Source organism: Streptococcus sp. HMSC034B05 (genome assembly GCF_001809055.1).
Lineage (GTDB): Bacteria > Bacillota > Bacilli > Lactobacillales > Streptococcaceae > Streptococcus > Streptococcus constellatus.
On the sequence record NZ_KV795593.1, the window covers coordinates 16535 to 36018 of the forward strand.

The 19484-nt window shown below is 35.8% G+C and carries 17 protein-coding genes; 4 read left to right on the top strand and 13 right to left on the bottom strand.

Going from position 1 to position 19484, the window contains the following annotated elements; genetic code table 11:
• Positions 1 to 231 precede the first annotated feature (231 nt).
• Both HMPREF2542_RS01780 and HMPREF2542_RS01785 read right to left on the bottom strand, forming a co-directional pair.
• Positions 232 to 552, bottom strand: coding sequence for a hypothetical protein (locus HMPREF2542_RS01780; RefSeq protein WP_003073339.1), 321 nt, complete (start codon positions 550 to 552; stop codon positions 232 to 234).
• 35 nt (positions 553 to 587) lie between these two features.
• A complete protein-coding gene (locus HMPREF2542_RS01785; RefSeq protein ID WP_070484187.1) occupies positions 588 to 815 on the bottom strand; it encodes a ComC/BlpC family leader-containing pheromone/bacteriocin in 228 nt (75 codons plus the stop codon).
• A 231-nt stretch (positions 816 to 1046) separates the two neighbouring features.
• Between HMPREF2542_RS01785 and HMPREF2542_RS01790 the strand changes: the two genes are divergently transcribed.
• From HMPREF2542_RS01790 to HMPREF2542_RS10060, 3 genes are all read left to right on the top strand, one after another.
• On the top strand, positions 1047 to 1760 hold the full coding sequence (locus HMPREF2542_RS01790) for a CPBP family intramembrane glutamic endopeptidase (protein WP_058670276.1): 714 nt from the start codon (positions 1047 to 1049) through the stop codon (positions 1758 to 1760).
• 168 nt (positions 1761 to 1928) lie between these two features.
• Complete coding sequence (locus tag HMPREF2542_RS01795) at positions 1929 to 2675, top strand: response regulator transcription factor (RefSeq protein WP_041786327.1); 747 nt, start codon at positions 1929 to 1931, stop codon at positions 2673 to 2675.
• A 490-nt stretch (positions 2676 to 3165) separates the two neighbouring features.
• Positions 3166 to 3987 carry a sensor histidine kinase gene (locus HMPREF2542_RS10060; protein WP_239684768.1) on the top strand — a complete coding sequence of 274 codons (822 nt, stop codon included), beginning with the start codon at positions 3166 to 3168 and terminating at the stop codon, positions 3985 to 3987.
• Positions 3988 to 4031: 44 nt separating this feature from the next.
• Here the strand turns inward: HMPREF2542_RS10060 and HMPREF2542_RS01805 are convergent, their stop codons facing one another.
• From HMPREF2542_RS01805 to HMPREF2542_RS01815, 3 genes are all read right to left on the bottom strand, one after another.
• Positions 4032 to 4181, bottom strand: coding sequence for a ComC/BlpC family leader-containing pheromone/bacteriocin (locus HMPREF2542_RS01805; protein ID WP_003025431.1), 150 nt, complete (start codon positions 4179 to 4181; stop codon positions 4032 to 4034).
• A gap of 93 nt (positions 4182 to 4274) precedes the next feature.
• A complete protein-coding gene (locus tag HMPREF2542_RS01810) occupies positions 4275 to 5636 on the bottom strand; it encodes a bacteriocin secretion accessory protein (protein WP_058670275.1) in 1362 nt (453 codons plus the stop codon).
• A gap of 10 nt (positions 5637 to 5646) precedes the next feature.
• The gene (locus tag HMPREF2542_RS01815) at positions 5647 to 7797 is read right to left on the bottom strand and encodes a peptide cleavage/export ABC transporter (protein ID WP_058670274.1); all 2151 of its coding nucleotides are present in this window, start codon (positions 7795 to 7797) and stop codon (positions 5647 to 5649) included.
• 483 nt (positions 7798 to 8280) lie between these two features.
• Here HMPREF2542_RS01815 and HMPREF2542_RS01825 point away from each other — a divergent pair, with 483 nt between their 5' ends.
• On the top strand, positions 8281 to 8655 hold the full coding sequence (locus HMPREF2542_RS01825; protein ID WP_003069929.1) for a hypothetical protein: 375 nt from the start codon (positions 8281 to 8283) through the stop codon (positions 8653 to 8655).
• A gap of 55 nt (positions 8656 to 8710) precedes the next feature.
• Here HMPREF2542_RS01825 and HMPREF2542_RS01830 read toward each other — a convergent pair whose 3' ends face one another.
• From HMPREF2542_RS01830 to frr, 8 genes are all read right to left on the bottom strand, one after another.
• A complete protein-coding gene (locus tag HMPREF2542_RS01830) occupies positions 8711 to 9316 on the bottom strand; it encodes a superoxide dismutase (protein ID WP_070484195.1) in 606 nt (201 codons plus the stop codon).
• Positions 9317 to 9385: 69 nt separating this feature from the next.
• Positions 9386 to 10423 carry a DNA polymerase III subunit delta gene (gene holA, locus HMPREF2542_RS01835; protein WP_058670411.1) on the bottom strand — a complete coding sequence of 346 codons (1038 nt, stop codon included), beginning with the start codon at positions 10421 to 10423 and terminating at the stop codon, positions 9386 to 9388.
• Positions 10424 to 10481: 58 nt separating this feature from the next.
• Positions 10482 to 13526 (bottom strand): type I restriction endonuclease subunit R, encoded by a 3045-nt coding sequence (locus tag HMPREF2542_RS01840; protein ID WP_058670272.1) that lies wholly within the window; start codon positions 13524 to 13526, stop codon positions 10482 to 10484.
• A gap of 57 nt (positions 13527 to 13583) precedes the next feature.
• On the bottom strand, positions 13584 to 15317 hold the full coding sequence (locus tag HMPREF2542_RS01845; protein WP_070484198.1) for a restriction endonuclease subunit S: 1734 nt from the start codon (positions 15315 to 15317) through the stop codon (positions 13584 to 13586).
• Positions 15317 to 16312, bottom strand: a complete 996-nt coding sequence (locus tag HMPREF2542_RS01850) for a virulence RhuM family protein (RefSeq protein WP_058670271.1) — start codon at positions 16310 to 16312, stop codon at positions 15317 to 15319. Before HMPREF2542_RS01850 ends, HMPREF2542_RS01845 begins: the two co-directional genes overlap by 1 nt.
• Positions 16302 to 17879, bottom strand: coding sequence for a type I restriction-modification system subunit M (locus HMPREF2542_RS01855; RefSeq protein ID WP_058670270.1), 1578 nt, complete (start codon positions 17877 to 17879; stop codon positions 16302 to 16304). Before HMPREF2542_RS01855 ends, HMPREF2542_RS01850 begins: the two co-directional genes overlap by 11 nt.
• An 80-nt stretch (positions 17880 to 17959) precedes the next feature.
• Positions 17960 to 18814 carry an RNA-binding virulence regulatory protein CvfB gene (gene cvfB, locus HMPREF2542_RS01860; protein ID WP_049476590.1) on the bottom strand — a complete coding sequence of 285 codons (855 nt, stop codon included), beginning with the start codon at positions 18812 to 18814 and terminating at the stop codon, positions 17960 to 17962.
• Between the two features lie 112 nt (positions 18815 to 18926).
• Positions 18927 to 19484 carry a ribosome recycling factor gene (gene frr / locus HMPREF2542_RS01865; RefSeq protein ID WP_003069936.1) on the bottom strand — a complete coding sequence of 186 codons (558 nt, stop codon included), beginning with the start codon at positions 19482 to 19484 and terminating at the stop codon, positions 18927 to 18929.

Here is a 19484-nt window from a genome sequence, read left to right on the forward strand (position 1 = left end):
ATGATGAATACCTCCTTTTTATTTTCATATTTTTATCCTGTTGCAACCTGACGAATCTAGTATAGCCTATAACATATTTTATAAATCTGCAAATCCTGAATGGTACTTCTGACGTCCTGAATAGTGATTGTTCTAAATTAATCTGCTAAAAATCAAAGACTCTAAGTGAATTATAACCTAGAGCCTTTTTAGAAATGCGATAAAAGTGGTCAGAAAAATCAATTTATTTATCTACAAATTCTCTTGAATACGGTATTCTTTTTCAAATGTTTTTTGAGAAACTACCCGATGATTGGTAACATCCAAATAATCACCAATATAGCCCAACACATACATACCATAACCTGCAAATCCACCACCTATTGTTCCAACTGTACCAATTTTTAAATTCTCCACAGTAGAAGGATTTAACCCTGCCATTAAAATCCGAAGATGATCGTCCAACCAATACAAGTAATTTTTAGCAAACGCTTCTTTCACCCAATCGGGTTGTTCAGCTTCTCTGCTAATTTTCCAAACATCAGCTATTTGATTTTTATAAATTGCTTTCATTTACACTCCTTCACATTTATTATTTATTTTAAAATTTAACAGAAATTGCAAGAATTCGGTGTTCCACCCGTACCAGATGGAGAACAAGAACATGCTCTAAAGTTTCTGGTTGCTCCCCCATTTAGTTGATCTAGAGTTGGTCCACCACCATCTAAAGCTCCCAAAACAGAACCAAAGAAATTGCCCCATCCAAAGCCCCCTTCAACACTTGCTAGCATTTCAGAGTTCAGTACTTCAAATTTTTCGAGTGAGTTTGTATTCATGATGAATACCTCCTTTTTATTTTCATATTTTTGTCCTGTTGCAACCTGACAAATTTAGTATAGCATATAATATATTTTATAAATTTATAAATCCTGAATGGTACTTCTGACATCCTGAATCGTATTTTTAACCATTTAGGACACCAAAGCTATCATTTGGGATTTCAATGAAATCTTTTATAAAAATTTTGTAGAATAAGAATATAAGGTTACCTCAAAATAGGAGATACGATGAAGAAATTAGCATTTTCACTCATTTTTATAATACTTTTTACTATTTTACTGGCAGGTCTTCCAGAAACTTTAGCCCTTCATATTGCTATTTTGTTTCAGTGGAATTTGGCAGCAGTTGGTGTTATGGTGTTGATTCAAGAGATATTAATGCTGTTCTTCATTCTTTATCTCTTGAAACGAGCAAATTTACACTCTATTTTTAAAAGGAAGAAAATCCATAAACGCGACATCATAGCTTTTCTTGCTTTACTGTTCATCTTTTTCTTATTGGCAGACATAAGGAAAGACTTGGTGCAATATATGGCGCGAACGACTATGAATGCCAAACTTTACAGTAAGGTTGGTATCTGGAGTGGAGGAAAAATCTTTGATATTTGTAGTATTCTCATAACGATATTGATTGCTCCGATTGTAGAAGAACTTTTTTATCGAGGGTATATCATGTCTCGGTTCTTTACCAACTCAAAATATTATTTAGACGTCTTGCTTTCTGCTAGTCTATTTACATTAGGCCACATGGTCTTGCTTCAGAGAGACTGGGTCAATCTCAGTTTTTACTTTTTAAGTGGATTGGCACTATCTCTATTTTACCGTTATAGTCAAAACATCCGACTTCAGATTCTCTTTCATGTATCATGGAATTTATATACTTTCATAGCCTCTATCTGGTATATCCTTTATAATTGGATTTATTTTCATTTCTTTTTTTAGTAAGCAAAAACAAACTGATAGCTATAAAGTGTTATCAGTTTGTTTATTTTTTGAATCTATCGAATATTTTTATATTTTGTTCTTGTTAACTTCCAATCCTTTTTATATAATAAATACTAGAATTACACATAATTCTTACATATTTTATCAATCAGGAACATTATGAAAATGAATATTTTTATTTTAGAAGATGATCTTACTCAACAATATTATATGGAGACTATTGTTGAAGAAATTATCGAAAAACATCATCTTCAATATCATCATTTTGAAGTTGTTGGAAAACCTAAACAATTACTAGAAGCCATATCTGAGAAAGGAAGCCATCAGATTTTCTTTTTAGACATTGAAATCAAAACCGAGGAAGAAAAGGGCTTAGACGTTGCTAAAAAGATACGCGAGATAGATCCTTATGCCATCATTGTCTTTGTAACCAGTCATTCTGAATTGATGCCTACAGCGTTTAAGCTGCAAGTGGGTGCCCTTGATTATCTTGACAAATCGTTATCAAAAGAAATCTTTAAAAAACGGATCGAAACTGCACTGCTACATACTGAAAGCCTAACAGGTAAAGGGCTGGCAGACGATGCTCTTCTCTTTGAAACACCTCATACACAAATACAAGTGCCATTTAAAGATATTCTTTATATTGAAACTTCCTCTCGTCCTCACCGCTTAGTTCTTTACACACATAGAGGACGTACGGAATTTACTGCTAATCTTTTAGATATTTTAAAAAAAGAAAAACGGTTCTACCAATGTCATCGCTCCTTTGTTGTTAATCCAGCTAATGTCCATCAAGTGGATAAAGTAAATCATATCCTTCACTTCCAGAATGGTGCTACTTGTCTTATTTCCAGAGCAAAAATAAAAGGGTTAACAGAAGCCATTGCAGCCCTGCACCGGAGGGAATGATATGATGGTGCAATTATCATTGATTATCATAGACATGTTTTTATTGTTGTTTCTGTTTTCCTACATTAGTGGACAAAAATTAACAACTAGAACATATCTGATAGCAATTCTAACCAATTTACTTTATAGTATAATTTTTTCTTTTATTCCAAATAGTCTATTTTCTTATCTGATAGGTCCAACTTATTTTTTAATTTTTTCTTGGATTGTTGGAAAATCTTACAACAAAACATTAAAAATTTTTTACGGACTTTTTCCAATCACACTATGGAATTTAATTCAACGCTTGATTATTTTTTTCATATCTCCTTTATTTAGTTTTAGTGTAGAAAGCCTCAATAAAAGTTTTTTTGGTCCGATTGTCACATCAATTATGGCAACGCTGATAGTATTACTTTTTTTGCGTTTAATTCAATATAATTTTAAGACATTAAAATCTCAAAAAATTAATCACAACGATAAGAAAATTATCATCTTTGTAAATATCAGCATGATTGTTTATCATCTTATTGTTCAAGTTCTATCTTATTTAGAAAACGAGAGTAACATACAGACACTAAATTTTAGAGAAAGTTTAGTAGTTCTTTATCTTATCCTTTTTGTGAGTGTTGCCAATTATTTAGACCGTCATTTACGAGAGAGAATCCAAAATGATTTAATGCTTCAAAAAGATTTACAGTTAAAAAATATGGAAAACTACAGTCATCACATTGAAGAACTGTACACAGAAGTTCGGAATTTTCGGCATGATTACGAAAATATTTTAATGACCTTAAAATTAGGAATTGAACAAAATAATCTAAGTATTGTAAAGAATGTATATCATTCTGTTTTGAAAGATTCCAATAAGCGCTTTCGCAATCCCAAGTATGATATCGGACGGTTAGTCCATATCAAAAATGAAGCTTTAAAGAGCCTGCTAGCTGCTAAATTTGCACAAGCTCAAGAGCATAATGTAGCCGTTTCATTGGAGGTTCCAGAAGATATTTACCCGCAAGGAATGGAATTAGTTGACTTTATCACCATTGTCTCCATTTTGTGTGATAATGCTATTGAAGCTGCTGCTCCAACTATGACGATTGCTTATGTTTTGTCAGAAAACAAGCAGGTATTCTCCATTGAAAATACTATAAAAGAGGAACATATAGACATGTCCCGTATTTTTGATGCAGGAGTTAGTTCTAAAGGAGCTGGGCGAGGAATTGGATTATCAAATGTCTTAGCAATTCTGGATAGGTACCCAAATGTTTCTCTTACTAGCGCTAGTCAAAATTATCGTTTCCAGCATGTCCTTGAGATTCATCTGAATTAAAGAAAACCATTGCTGTAATATCAAGTACAGTAATGGTTTTTATGTTATCCTAAATCAGGTTGTCCAAGTTTGCCTAATTTATACTTTTTTAAATAAGGACTAAATAAGTCTTCCAACCAGCCACCACCGACGACTTGTTCGAGTTCTTGACTTGTAAGTGTATGAAAATGATCCAATGTTTGTTTTTTGTCCATAATAGGAACCTCCTTTTTGATATATTTATTATAATCCAACTGTTGAATAATGAATCGTTAAATCTTAAACGGTAGTGATTTCGTCCTAAACGGTCATTCGACATTGTTTAACAGTTTGTCTTTGTAGTAATCAAAGAATGATTTTTTCGCAATGACAATAGTTACTCTTCCTTGTAGACCATACTTGATAACTTGTCCATTGGACTTAGAAATTTTAGCTTTGGCAGTTACTTTAAAAAGGTTTCCTTGTTTTGTTTCAGTAGCGGAAGTATCAATTTTATTGATATTTCCGATAATGGTGATGGACTGCTTTCCAATTTTTTCTAAAGTTAAACGAGTGGTTTGTCCTTTTTTTAAATTTGTCATATAGGCTGAAGGTACATAATAAGTGATAAGGACTTCGTTTGTTTTGGTGATATCTGGATAGATTTGGGCAATTTCAGTTCCTTTAGGTAATAAGTTGTTCCCTTTTAACTTTTCACTAATATGCAGAACACCTGTTTCGGGAGCGACTAATCTATTGTTTTGAAGCTGTACATTTGCTTGATTCAATTGATTCTGTAAATCAGTGATTTGCGTTATAAGGGTTGCTAACTGTTGGTCAGCCGTTTGGATAAATTGTGTGCGGAGTACTTCGATTTTCGTAGAAAGACTATTGTCATAAGTCGCCGCAGTTCCAGTACCAGCTTTTTGAATCTTTAGATTCGCAATGGAAGAGTTTAAATTGGATATATTGGTATCAATTTGAGACAAATACTGATTTGTGAGGGAAGTATCTGGATTAGCTTGATACTGTTTCTTATACATGTTGAATGTTGTTTGATGTGGATTACTCTTGGGTAAATGTGAAGCATTCTCTGAGATGACCTGATGCAGTTCACGATAATCATTTATCTGTTTTGTTAAATCATTGATTTGCTGATCAATCGCAGCAATTGTGTTATGAGCCAAAGAAGCTTGTTTACTGACTTCGATATTGCTTTTTGAAATTCCTAATGATAGATCCTGTGATTGTTTGATAAAATTGTTAAAAGTATTAGCATAGCCAAATTCATCTTCACCCGAAAAAAGATTTATCCCTTGATGCAAACTCGATTTGAGTGTTTCTAAGCCAACTTTTTGTCGTTGATAAGTCGCAAGTTGAGTTTTAATAGCTGTTTGTTGAGAGACTTCCATATTTTTTACATATTGAATCAACAACTCTCCTTTTACGACTGCCTTATTTTCAGCTAAATGGTTAATCAAAATCGTATTATTGCTGCTTGATTGGATTATAGCAATGACTTTCGTTGGCGTAATTTCACCGATAGATTTGACAGTCACTTCCTTTTGACCAATAATGGAAAAAAGAACCAGAAATAGAACGAACAATACCAAAGGAAGAATAAGAACGGTCGCAAAGTTATGGTATCTTCGATGATAAAATTCTACACTTTTAAACAAATTGGGATTCATAATTCACTCCTTATTTATTAAATAAATGATGATAAAAGCCTTGTCTTTCCATCAATTCAGCGTGGGATCCAGTTTCAATAATCTGCCCTTTATCAAGAACAATCACTTGATTTGTCCGCTTTGAAATGCTGAGACGATGAGCAACAAAAATAATCGTTTTGTCTTTTAAGCCCATCAGATTGTCAATGACCTTTTTCTCAGTTAGAACATCCAATCCGCTCGTTGCCTCATCAAGAATAAGAATTGGTGACTTTGTTAAGAGGGCGCGTGCTAGAGCAATTCTTTGCTTTTGTCCACCTGATAGACCAGCTCCATCGGACAATTCTGTTTGATATCCCATAGGCATTTGTTCAATATCCGAACGAATTTCTGCAATTTCACAAGCGCGAATAATCTCTTCTTGAGAAAATATTTGATTCGTCCCTAATGTAAGGTTTTCTAAGATAGAACCACTAAAAATATAGGCTTGTTGTGGTAAATAATTGATATATTGACGAAGCGTCTTCTTATCAATCATTTTAAGATCATTTCCATTGAGACGGATTTGCCCTTTATAAGGCTCATAAAAATGAACCATCATTTTGGCAAGCGTTGTCTTTCCCGAACCACTGATACCGACTAAGCTCACCTTATCTCCTATTTTTATTGTTAAGTTAATATCCGATAACGTATCTCGTCCGAAGCCGTATTTATAGGAGACATTATGGAACGTAATATCACCAGTCAAGAAACCTTTCTCTATAAGTGTTTGCTTAGTTTTAAATTCAGACTCTACTAAATAAACTTCATTCAACCGCTTGTTGGCAACCTTAGCCGATTGCAGCTTAGTTTGCAGATTAATAATACTTTCAAGAGAATTTGTAAAATAAGAAAGTAGAGCCGTAAATGTGATGAGCTGCCCAATTGAGATTTTCTCAGATATAACTAAATGCGCACCGAGCCATAAAATAAGCACATTTAAAATTAATTGAAAGCCTTGTTTAAGAGTTGTTTGAAAAATAGAATATTTACTAAGCGTAAAAGATTTATCTAAATAATTTACAAATTCGCTGTCTATCTTTTGGTAACGACTTTCTTCGCTGGTTAAAGATTTTATCGTTTCAATGCCATTAATATCTTCGATAATAGCAGAATTTACCATGGAATTACTTTGCATGACGTCATGATTCATTTTTTCAAAAGGCTTTATAAAAGCAAAAATAATCACTGTATAGATAGGAATAGCAAGCAGAGTGAGGAAGAAAAGGTTGGTATTCTGTAATAATAGTACCCCTCCTACCATTATCAAAATAAAAAGGTCAAGAAAGAGTGAAAGTATTGTAGAAGCGAGAGCATCAATAATGGAATTAGCATCTGTAAAACGAGAAATAATCTCTCCAGTGCGTCTCGTAGCAAAAAAAGACATCGGTAATTCAAAAATGTGTCGAATATATGATAAAATTACATCGATGGTTAGTCGCTGACTAAGTATAATCAATAAGTAATCTCTGGAAAAACTCATCATTTGCTGCAAGATGTAAGTAATGATAAGCCCAATTGAAACGATTCCAAGAGTTGATTTCATCTGATTTGGAATGTATTCATCCAAAATCCCTTGCAGATAATATGAACTAACAATGTTGATGAGGGTCACAAGCAAACTAGCTAAGACAATATAAAAAATCAAAGAACGCTGTTTAAAGATGAGTGGTAAAAAGCTAGTAAGCCCATTTTTCTTATCCTTATGTGGTTTATAGCTAGGTTCTGGTGCTAAAAAAATAGCAACACCAGTCCATTCTGTTGCAAATGTTTCTTTTGAGATCTTGGTTATTTTTACACTTGGGTCAGGATCTCCAACTAGCAGACCTTTTTTCGTATTTTTATAGATAACATAATAATGTGGGAGTTTACCTTTTTTCTGAACATGAACGATAAAAGGATAGGGAATAGCTTCCATATCAAACAAGGACATATCCCCTTGAATCGGTCGTGTCTCAAAGCCTATTTCTTGTGCTGCTTGAATAATTCCAAGAGCCGTTGTCCCTTCTTTACTTGTCTTAGCAAGTTCTCTCAGATGTGCAAGAGAGTAGTCTGAACCATAGTATTTTGCAATGGAAGCAAGCGCAGCGACACCGCAATCTCTTGCATCTATTTGAGGAACAAATGTTTTCTTAACATTCACAACAATGATTTCCTTTCTAAAATAAACTCGGATTATTTTTTACGTAGCTAATAGTAGACACGTAATTTGAGATAAGCGTCTATTAAAACATAACTTATCATCATACTAAAAGCAGAGCCGGTTAGTAGTATACTTAATATGGGAATAGAATGGATAAATAGCTGAGTGACAAAAAAAAAAAGAATAAACAGTGCTGTGGCATTGCTATTTCCCCAATTTTGAAATTTTTCTAGTCGTAATAATGCAGTATTTGAAATATAAAATATTTTTTCTAAAATGAACATGTACACAGAAGAATTCCTTTCCTTTTTATACTCTGATTATCTCAAAATATTTCTGAAAAGCATTGTAAAAATCCCAAATGGTAGCTATAAGGTCCTGAATGGTTCAAAAAATACCGTTCAGGACCTATAATAGACCGTTCAGGATTTGCTCAGTTATCTTTCATTTGATATGGTAGGATATAAGTCAGGAGGAAACATAATGATTCAAATTCAACCTTTTTCGTTTATTAGCTCTATGTCGCTATATTTTATCGCTCTCTATCTTCGCACGATCCATCAATTATTTAAAATAAAGCTGCAATTGACGCATTCTGCACAAAGAACTTTTCGTCCAACTACTTATTTTGTGGTACAATCCAAATTTTTCTCATTTAAAGATGCCACCAAAAGAATTGAAACAATCCGAAAATACGATAAAAGAGGGAAAATTGTCCTTATTGGAGAACATATTGATTATGAACTGCTGTTTAGAAATCACTATCTTGTTTTCGGTGTCATTGATCGAACCAATGATCATTCTCTAAAATTTCTCAAGGAACAAATCTGGTTTTATTTGGCTGGAATTTATAAGTAATTCTTATGATATATGACAACAGAAAAAGACGAACCCTTTTCAGATTCGTCTTTTTCTATTTCGCTGCTTTGTACAATTCATCGACCTTATTCCAGTTGATAACTGAAAAGAAAGCTTTAATGTAGTCTGGGCGAACATTGCGATATTTCACATAGTAAGCATGCTCCCAAACATCAATTCCCAAAATAGGTGTTTTTCCTTCAGAGATTGGCGTATCTTGGTTAGCAGTTGACATCACTTCTAGCTTACCTTCTTTGTTTACCACTAGCCAAGCCCAGCCTGAACCAAAGCGAGTCGTTGCAGCTGTCGTAAAGGCTGTTTTGAAATCGTCAAATGAGCCAAAAGTTGCTTCAAGATCTGCTGCTAATTCTGCTGATGGTGCTGTTTCTTCTGATGTCATCAATTCCCAGAAAAGAGCATGGTTGAGATGACCACCACCATTATTGATTACTGCTTGACGGATATCGGTTGGAATAGTCTCAACATCAGCTAAAAGTCGCTCTAAATCCTCACCGATTTCAGGATGTTTTGCTAGCGCCGCATTTACATTATTTACATAAGTATTGTGGTGTTTGTCATGATGCAAGTGCATGGTTTCTTCATCAATATACGGTTCCAAAGCATCGTAAGCATAAGGTAGATCAGGTAAAATAATTGCCATTGGTTTTTCCCCTTTATCATTTTATATGAAAATGATAACGTAGACCCACAAAATTTTCAACTTATTTGCTTATAAGTTGTGGGTTACAATCTTTAATAAAGCTAAGTCAAATAAGTAATCTTTTTCGTAAACCCCTGATTTAATCTGATAATCTGTTTCAATCAAGCAGTAGAGAGACTTTTGTAAAATTTCCAAGGATAATGAGCGGACATCGCGCAAGGCATATTTAATTTGATAAGGATTCACCTTTCGTCCTAAATAACCAGACAAATCTGCTACAATCTGACTTTCATTACGTCCATTTTCAAAGAGGATTTTCACTTGTGCAAATATACGAAACTGGCCCAACATAATCGCAATCAGCTTGATTTCATCTTCACCTTGCAAGGTCAAATCTCGTACCAAACTTCTCGCTGCGTCCACCTTTTGATGCAAAATCATCTGGGTAAGATCAAAAATATTATCTTGTAAAGTTTTTGGAATTGCTTCAGCAATGTCCTCGCTTGTAATGATGCCATCTTTTTTATAATCCTTTAAAAAAGCTAAGTTTTTACTAATTTCACTAAAATCGAAACCAGATTTAATAAGCAATTCTTCTAAAACTTGCGAACGAAGTTCTAACCCCTGTTCTTGAACTTGCTTACTAAAATAGGTGCGTAAGTCTTGTTCTTTGGGCTCACTTGCTTCAAAAATTTTACCATCTCGCTTGAGCAATTTTACAATTCGCCGTTTACTGTCTAACTTTCCTTCTGCAAAAATGACTAATTTTGTCGTATCTGCAGGATTTTCTAAATATTGCTCAAAAGATTTTAATTCATCATCTGTCAAATAGCGCTTTTTAGCCGTTGTTATATCTAAAAAATGATCTAAAATAACGATTTTCTCTTCGGAAAAGAAGGGCAAACTCACTAAATCGATCTCCACATCTGGATAAGCAGCTTCTTTCATATCGAAATAAGCTACATTTAAATCTGCAACATCATATTGAATTTGATGCAAAAATTGTGATTTCATCCATTCAAATTGTCCTGTATCATCACCAGTCAAAATCGTCAAACTAGGTAGATTTGTCAGATTTACAGCTTTGCACTCTTCAATCGCTAACACCATGATCTCCTTTTATAAATTTACGTTTCTCTCTTCACGTGTTGTTTATTCTATTAAATTAAATACCTTTATAAATCTCAACTAAGTGCTGAACTTTAACAAGAATTTGCTGTTTTTTCAACTCTCGAGCTCCCTTACGACGAGAGGTTGGTGGAATGATTTCATCCAAATCTGTTCCACTATTTTCCGCATATCCACGTTGAATCGCTCGATCAATGAATAATTGATAGCCATCTACTAGCTTTTCAGACTCAGCCAACTCATGGATAGCTCTTGCCTTACACTCCTTACCATAAGCATAAAAAGCATTGATAATCCCATCATGGTCTTTCAATTTTTGTAGATCAGCATTATTGATAAAGCCCATAACCAAATCTTCCTTAGCACGAATATCAATACTGGAGCGAATCACACGGCTAACTTCAGCCTTCAAATCTTCTTTAGACTCAGAATTCTTCGATTTCTCAACAATCAATGCAAGGATATAATCCAGATTAATCTCATCTGTTTTTAAGAGTTCCATTTCAAATTCAACATCTGAAAGGTCAACCTCTAAATCTTTGCTCTTTTCATAGTTTTTAAGGTTTAAGAATTCATCTCGAATTTCCACATAGGCGCTCTTCAAATCTTGAAGATAACCTTCAGAGATAGGCTTGTCTATCTCTTGGAATTCATCATAATTTCTGAGAACATTATCAAGCTTCAGCAATTCACCAAATAGCTTAACAAACTCTTTTTTATCATGCTCTTTTTCAATTTCTTGTGGATTCGGGAATTTCTCAAGAATTTCCTGACAGACTGCTGTATATCCTTTGACCTCGATACCAGTTACCTGATCCACAAAACCATCCATGTATTCACTAAAGCTTTTTTCTAAGATGATGTCAAGCTTATTAGTATCACCAAATGTTTTTATGGCTTCTTGCGTAGCCTTTTCTAAATCACGGAAACAAACAATATTCCCAAAAGGTTTAACCTTGTTAAAAATCCGATTGGTTCTAGAAAAAGCCTGAATCAAGCCATGATAACGTAGGTTTTTATCGACAAAGAGAGTATTCATAGTCGGAGCATCAAATCCTGTCAAAAACATTCCTACTACAATCAGTAGATCCACTTCCTTGGACTTAACTCGTTTAGAAAGGTCACGATAGTAATTTTGAAACTCTTTCCCATCGGTTGAGAAGTTGGTCTTGAACATTTGATTATAGTCGTCAATTGCTCTAGAAAGGAACTCTTTAGAAGATAGAGGCATAGCTGTATCTTGAGGTTCTAGATCTTCCTCTTGAATTTCACCATAAGCTGACTGTTCTTCGTTTGGCGCAAAGCTAAAGATGGTTGCGATTTTCAATCGTTTAGCTTCTGGTAATACCGCCTGTTGCCGTTGGAGTTCTTCATAGTATAGTTTTGCTGCTTCAATACTTTGTACAGCCAACATAGCGTTAAATCCTGCTAGTTGTTTTTGTTTATGGGTATAGTATTGATTTCGGTGTGTTTTTGTATTATACACTCGAAGCAAGTATTCTGTGATGGTTGCTATCCGCTCTGGGTGTAGGAGAAGTTTTTTCTCCATCTTTTTGAGTTTCTTCTCATCAATCTCTCGGCCAACTGCTTCCTCCGCTTCTCTGTACTTATTGATTTCAGGCTTGATGTAGTTGTAATCGACCTTAAACTTCAATACTTTTTTATCTCGAATAGCATCCGTGATAACGTAATTATGAAGTTGTTCTCCAAAAACTTCTTGTGTCGTTTCACCCGTCAAGCTATTTTCTGAGAAGATTGGTGTCCCTGTAAATCCAAATAAGGCATACTGTTTAAAAGCTTTTTTGATGCGCTTCTGTGCTTTACCAAACTGAGAACGGTGGCATTCGTCAAAGATCAAAATACATTTCTTATCATAGATTTCATGATTTGGATTTGCAATGATAAACTTATTTAATTTTTGAATGGTCGTCACAACAATTCGATCATCATTTTCTTCGATACTACGTTGGAGTTCTTTTGTATTATTGCTACCATTGACTGAATTTGGTTGGAATTTTTGATATTCCTTCATGGTTTGATAGTCTAAGTCTTTTCTATCTACGACGAATATCACTTTGTCAATATAGTCCAACTCTGTCGCCAAACGAGCAGTCTTAAAGCTGGTCAAGGTTTTCCCTGAACCCGTCGTATGCCAGATATAGCCACAGGCATTTATAGTGCCAAAGTTCTTCATTTCATTAGATGAATGAATCTTGCGCAAAATACTCTCAGTAGCTGCTATCTGATAAGGGCGCATGATAAGCAAGGTATTGTCAGCATCAAAAACACAATACTTGGTCAAGACTTCCAAGAGGACTCGCTTGCTCAAGAAAGTGACCGTAAAGTCTTCTAGATCGTGAATTGTTTTATTCTTGCGGTCTGCCCATTCACAAGTAAATTCATAGTGATTTTTATTTTGAGCCGTCGTATTGGCGAAGTAACGTGTATAAGTTCCATTGGAAATAACAAAGATCTGAATGTATTTGTATAAAGAATTCTCGCTATTGAAGCTTTCCTTGCTATAACGGTGAACCTGATTAAAGGCTTCTTGCAGACTAACTCCACGCTTCTTCAATTCAATCTGAACTAGAGGAAGCCCGTTTACTAGGATGGTCACATCATAACGGTTGATATGGCTACCCACTTGGGTTACTTGGTTAATGACCTGCATGCTGTTATTGTGGATATTTTTCTTATCAAGGATGAAAATATTTTTAATCCGTCCATCATCAAAGACAAAGTCGTAAATATGATTTTCTTGGATTTTTCGAGTTTTTTCAACTAGCCCTTCATTAGGACAATCCAGATATTCCACCACAAAGCGATTCCAATCAGCATCCGAAAAAGTCACCTTATTGAGCTTTTCAATCTGAACCTTAGCATTTGCTAAGAGTTCGGTAGGTGTGTGAATATCTAAACGTTCGTAGTTAAGATGATGTACCAAATCAGAAATCAACTGATTTTCCAAATCAGCCTCAGACTGAAATTCTCTATCTGTATGATACTCTGGTTGATACTCAGCCAAGAGAATCCCTTCATTTGTTTGCGCAATTACTTCATGTACTTTTGAATAATCAACCATAGTATGCTTCCTTTTATTGTATTAATTGAGATTCTTTCTCAAGATGATTGAAGATATTTATCTAGTAAAGTTTAATAATTGTTCTCTCCAGTATTCATACTGCTTCTGTCTCTGTTCTATTTCTTTAGGAAGACCCTCAGAAAGAGAGTGAGTTAAGATGTTGAATTTATCAAGTATAGAGACGATTCTTTCTTGTTCCCCGAAGGATGGTAAATAGAATGTTACTTTATCAATTGCGTCCTTAGATAATCTTGGAATGCTTGCCTTTCGAACTTGTGATTTGAGTTTATCTTGCTTACTTAACAAGACATAATACATAAATTTATCAGAAATATCTTCTGATGTCTCTAATGTATAAACATCATCTGCCGCCCAAAAGTCTGTATCACTATATCCAATTTCACCGGCTGCTCCTGCACAAATCACAAAGCTGGTTTCTTTTACCCTGTTTGATTGTTCAAAGTATCCTAAGGGTGTCAAGCTGTTTTGATAAACTGGGAAACTTCCTGCAGCAGTTAATTGTTTTTTAACAAGGCGTTTCCCACGTTGTAAATTGACAACTTGTCCCAACTCCACTCGAATTGGACCAAATACCCAGTTCAATAGCTTAATTAGGTCAGATTGTGCCCATGCCACTGTCCACTGTCCACTGTCAGGATACACGCCTTCGGCGGTGAATGTCAAGAGTTTTTCTCTAAAAAATTCGTACTGTTTTTGACGCAGTTCAATCTCCTTGGGCAGTCCAATATTTAAGTCGTTACAAACCGTATCAAAGTTGTCTAAAACTTGAACAATGCGGGACTGGATTTCGAGAGAGGGAACTGGGATTCTTGTTTTTTCTATATTTCCATTATAAAGCCTACTGATTGTCCCACCATCTGAAACTTTCCAAGGATTCATCTGATAAAAATAATATAGGTAGCGATTTAGAACTTGGCTCTCATCATGATCAAGCCAAACAATGTTAGAATCTTGAAAATAAGAATCCTCACCATTAAATACAACCGTTCGACCAATAGTGCCAGACGCCGAAATTAAAACATCTCCCAATTTAGGATAAGAAAACCTTAATTTATAGTCCTCAAATAATTCTCTAGAAATATAAGAAGTTGCAACTCTACCAAATGTCCCAATTTTATAAAAAGGAACCTCACCATCATCCGAAGTTTGATTTTTTAAGATTCTCCTACACATCGAAACTTTACCAATATCTCCCAGCGTCTTCCACTCAACCTGATAAACCTCATCTTCAAACGATAAAAGCTTATCTCGATAAAAAGAATATTGCTTCTTACGTGAGGTCAATTCTGAGGTCAATTCTGTAACATACTCAGTCATTTTGTCAAGTATTTGCACAATTTTTTCTTGAATTTCTAGTGGTGGGATAGGAATAGGAAATGATTTTAAAGTTGAAATAACAATGTAAGACATAGCCGCCTTATTTGTATTATTCTCTAAATAATATTTGAGTCCCTGTTTGATAATGTGTAGCAAAAATCTAGCTTTCACATTATGTGAGAAATTTGTCAAAACATATGTTCTTTGATATGCTTCAAATTTCCCTGAATAATACTTAACATCTCCAACATTTGCATTTCCAGCAATCAATAATGCCTCTGTATTCCACCGAAAAGAATTTATTCGACTTATTTCTTTTGCTGTTGTAAAAAAAAGATACTTCCCATCTTCAACAGACTCATTGGCATTCAATTTGCCTGTTTCTATTTCACACACTTCCCCCAACTCTTTCCACTCAACGGGACAGTTTTGGATTTCTTCTAGGATGTTCATCACTTACCTCCTTCCTTGGCTAGATTTTCAATGCTTTTGATTTCCTTGAGGTAATCTTTTTCAACTTGACTAAGGGTCTTGGCTTGGCAGCTCTTATATTCCTTATCTACCTTCTGCTTCATTTGTTCACGAGAGATAGAACCACTGTTATCCAGCAAGTCTTCTCCAGTAGCTAGAAGGATACGATCCACATGCGTCACCCAATCAGCCATGGTCATGACTTCTTCTCGCTCAGCCTGCCTTTCAGCAAAGTCTAGGTATCCTGATACAAGCTGATTAAGCCCACGTAGTTCCTTTTCTGTCAGATAGTTCTTGGCAACTTTTGCTTCGGATAAAGTAGGAAGGTCTCCCTTAAAAGTGGTCAAGCCCATAAACTCCTTTTCGCTATCGATACGGTTATAGATGAGTTCACTCGCAGTATTGTGGTGAATGGCATAATGCATCTTGTTTTGAACCGTCGCAAAGAATTTCTTTGCCTCTGGTGCATTTGCATTATAATCGCTTGATGTCGCGAAAAGATCCAAAACCTGACGGTAAAAGACTTTTTCACTCGAGCGAATGTCTCGGATTCTTTCCAGGAGTTCTTTAAAGTAAGAGCCCCCACCCAAGTTTTTCAAACGCTCATCATCCATAGCAAAGCCCTTGATCAGATACTCTTTCAAGACTGTCGAAGCATAGTGTCTGAACTGGATTCCACGAGGGGAGCGCACACGATAGCCAATTGCCAAAATCATATCGAGATTATAGTAGGCAACATTTCGCTGAACACTTCTATTACCTTCATTTTGAACTGTCAACTTATAGTTGACAGTTGCCTCTTCCGCTAATTCACCATCATCAAAAATAGCCTTGATATGTTTACTAATGTTTTGCTTGGAAGTTTGAAAGAGCTCAGCTAGTTCTTGTTGGGTCAGCCAGACCGTTCCATTATCCAAGTGAAGCTCAATAGCGGACTCACCGTCATCAGTTCTATAGAGAATCACATCATTTGTCATGGCTAAGTTCCTCTACAATCTTATCTATCTCTGCACGCAAGTGGTCAATCTTAGCAACAGTCTCAGCGATTTCTTTATTGAGCACATCAATATCAATCTTCTCACGAGTATCTTCTTGTTCGACATAGGTTGAGACGGAAAGATTGTAATCCTGCTCTGATCCAATCACCTCATTATCAACAAGAGCTGCTTTATAGTCCACACTTTGATAATTAGAGAATAATTCGACAATATGTTCGATATTGCTATCGGTCAAGACATTGTTATTGGTCTCTTTTTTAAATTCTTTACTAGCATCGATAAAAAGCGTCTTGTTTTCCAGTTTATTTTTCGCCAGAACCAAGATTGTCGTTGCGATAGAGGTTCCAAAGAATAGATTATCTGGAAGGGCAATAACCGCTTCAACAAAGTTGTTATCTACTAGATACTGACGAATGGTCTTTTCAGCACCTCCACGATAGAAAATGCCTGGGAAACAAACAATAGCTGCTCGACCTTTATTAGACAAGTGGTTGAGACTATGCATGATAAAGGCAAAGTCGGCTTTTGATTTGGGAGCCAGCTTACCTGCTGGAGCGAAACGGTCATCGTTTATCAGAGTTGGGTCTCCATCTCCCACCCATTTGACAGAGTATGGAGGGTTAGAAACGATAGCATCAAAAGACTTTTCTTCTAAATGTTGAGGATTTAAAAGGGTATCTCCTCGCTTAATATCAAAGTTATTGTAGTTAATATTGTGCAGGAACATATTCATCCGAGCCAAGTTATAGTTGGTCATATTGATTTCTTGACCAAAGAAACCATCCTCTAAGATATGTTCTTCGTATTGTTTTTTCATCTGAAGGAGGAGCGATCCTGAACCACATGTTGGGTCATAGACCTTGTTAATCTTGTCCTTACCAACCATGACTAGCTGTGCCAGTAATTTAGAAACTGTCTGAGGTGTGAAAAATTCACCACCACTTTTACCAGCATTACTAGCATAGTTGGAAATCAAGAACTCATAGGCATCTCCAAAGGCATCAATGTCATTTTCCTCAAAGTTGCCAAAATTAATGCTATTGATACCATTTAGAATGTCAGAGAGGCGCTTATTTTTTTCTGGTACAGTCCCACCAAGGATATTGCTTCGTGTATCCAAATTATCAAACAAGCCTTTGATATCGTCCTCTGATTTAAAACCAATCGCTGACTTCTCAATAGATTGGAAAATATTGGCCAATTCTTCGTTTAAATTTTCATTTTGTGAAGCATTCTTGACCACATTTTCAAATAGTTGACTAGGAAGGATAAAGAATCCCTTATCCTCAACTGTTCCAGGTCGGAAATCCTCTTCTGCTTCTTCATTTGCTAAGTCAGCATAGCGAAAGTCCAAATCACCTGCTTCATGTTCAGCATGGTCAAAGTAGTTTGCCATGTGTTCTGAAATAAAACGGTAGAAAAGGATTCCCAGTATATACTGTTTGAAATCCCATCCATCCACAGCTCCACGTACATCGTCAGCAATCGCCCAGATTTTACGGTGTAATTCTGCTCTCTGACTAGCTTCTGTATTATGTATTGACATATTCATTCCTTCATTTTCTTACTACTCTCTATTGTACAAAAAACAAATGCTTGTTTCAATTGACAACAAGCATTTTCTTTTTAAATCAACTCTGTCCCTGTCCCATTCTGCTTGATTTTGCCAGCTTTCATCAGACCGCCTAAAGCTTTTTTAAACTGTCCTTTGGAAATGCCAAAGGTAGTCTTTATATCCTCTGGGGACGACTTATCATTCAAAGTCATAAAGCCTCCTTGACTTTCTAGATATGTCAGAATCATTTGAGCATCATTTTCCAGCATCTCAAAAGAGCGAGGTTTGAGTGAAAGATTGAGGGTACGATCAACTTCCCGAAAGCCAATCACCCGCACATCTAGCACTTGACCGAGACGTGGCTCGGTATAACGTTCGCTGGGGTGGATAAAGCCCAGCATATTATTCTCCGGCAGATAAACAAAGGTGCCAGAGAGTTTGAGTCGATAAACAATGGCTGGCCAATTTTGATTTTGCATATTATTGTATGCAGGACGCGCTAAGCGCTGAAAATCCTCCTGATAGGCCAAAAGTCCCCAGATTCGGTCTTTTTTATCGACATCTAGGCGAATATAAAGCTGATCCCCTTTTTTTGGCCAGAGTTCTTTTATCTCCGGCAAGATGTCCAGCGACACTACGATTTGCTTATCCGGAAGTCCTGTGTCGACAAAGACCCCCAGATCTTTGCGAACTTCTGTTACCATCCCCCAACCAAAAGTCGTCTGAGTTGCTGTGACTTCGAGAGTCGTCAGGCGAAGTCTCTGTTTCATATCACTATAGACAAAACCTTTGACCGTTTCTCCTAGCTGATACTCACCTTCTTCTTTAGCTAAAGCATAAGTCTGACCATCCTTTTGAACAAAGTAAAAGCGATCGTTTTCATCGGTTACTAGACCTGTTATAAATGTTGCAAGATTTGTATTCATTTTTCTCTTTCTACCATTTAAAGGAGCATTGCTTCAGCTCCCTTTCAAAAGAAACTCAGCTAGCCAAACTAACTGAGTTTTAGTTTTTCATTTTCAATCATGGAAAGAAACATCACACTTCAAGCAATTCTTTTTCCTTAGTAGAAGTCATTTCATCGATGTGTTTAACAGCGTCATCTGTCACTTTTTGAATGTCTTTTTCAAGACCTTTCAGTTCATCTTCAGTAATTTCCTTTGCTTTTTCTTGCTTTTTCGCTTCATCCATAGCATCACGGCGGATATTCCGGATAGCAATCTTAGCATTCTCTCCAACTTTTTTTACTTCTTTAGCCAAATCACGACGAGTCTCTTCCGTCAAAGCAGGAATGACGAGGCGGATAACAGAACCATCACTAGCAGGTGTAATACCCAGATCAGAAGCATTCAAAGCACGTTCAATATCTTTGATAGATGATTTATCAAAAGGTGTTACCAATAACACACGCGCTTCTGGAATTGTGATAGAAGCAATTTGATTGAGCGGAGTTTCCACTCCATAGTATTCTACTGTAATGCGATCTAAAAGACTAGCATTCGCACGCCCAGCACGAATACTACCAAATTCACGCGCTAAACTTTGATGTGATTGGGTCATTCTTTCTTTCGCTTTTTCTACAATTGCATTTGCCAT

Coding starts and splice junctions, on each gene's coding strand:
- HMPREF2542_RS01810 (WP_058670275.1), bottom strand. CDS start 5,636: ATGAATCCCAATTTGTTTAAAAGTGTAGAATTTTATCATCGAAGATAC.
- HMPREF2542_RS01830 (WP_070484195.1), bottom strand. CDS start 9,316: ATGGCAATTATTTTACCTGATCTACCTTATGCTTACGATGCTTTGGAA.
- HMPREF2542_RS01790 (WP_058670276.1), top strand. CDS start 1,047: ATGAAGAAATTAGCATTTTCACTCATTTTTATAATACTTTTTACTATT.
- HMPREF2542_RS01785 (WP_070484187.1), bottom strand. CDS start 815: ATGAATACAAACTCACTCGAAAAATTTGAAGTACTGAACTCTGAAATG.
- frr (WP_003069936.1), bottom strand. CDS start 19,484: ATGGCAAATGCAATTGTAGAAAAAGCGAAAGAAAGAATGACCCAATCA.
- HMPREF2542_RS01850 (WP_058670271.1), bottom strand. CDS start 16,312: ATGACAAATGATGTGATTCTCTATAGAACTGATGACGGTGAGTCCGCT.
- HMPREF2542_RS01845 (WP_070484198.1), bottom strand. CDS start 15,317: ATGAACATCCTAGAAGAAATCCAAAACTGTCCCGTTGAGTGGAAAGAG.
- HMPREF2542_RS01795 (WP_041786327.1), top strand. CDS start 1,929: ATGAATATTTTTATTTTAGAAGATGATCTTACTCAACAATATTATATG.
- HMPREF2542_RS10060 (WP_239684768.1), top strand. CDS start 3,166: ATGATTGTTTATCATCTTATTGTTCAAGTTCTATCTTATTTAGAAAAC.
- HMPREF2542_RS01855 (WP_058670270.1), bottom strand. CDS start 17,879: ATGTCAATACATAATACAGAAGCTAGTCAGAGAGCAGAATTACACCGT.
- HMPREF2542_RS01805 (WP_003025431.1), bottom strand. CDS start 4,181: ATGGACAAAAAACAAACATTGGATCATTTTCATACACTTACAAGTCAA.
- cvfB (WP_049476590.1), bottom strand. CDS start 18,814: ATGAATACAAATCTTGCAACATTTATAACAGGTCTAGTAACCGATGAA.
- HMPREF2542_RS01840 (WP_058670272.1), bottom strand. CDS start 13,526: ATGGTTGATTATTCAAAAGTACATGAAGTAATTGCGCAAACAAATGAA.
- HMPREF2542_RS01780 (WP_003073339.1), bottom strand. CDS start 552: ATGAAAGCAATTTATAAAAATCAAATAGCTGATGTTTGGAAAATTAGC.
- HMPREF2542_RS01825 (WP_003069929.1), top strand. CDS start 8,281: ATGATTCAAATTCAACCTTTTTCGTTTATTAGCTCTATGTCGCTATAT.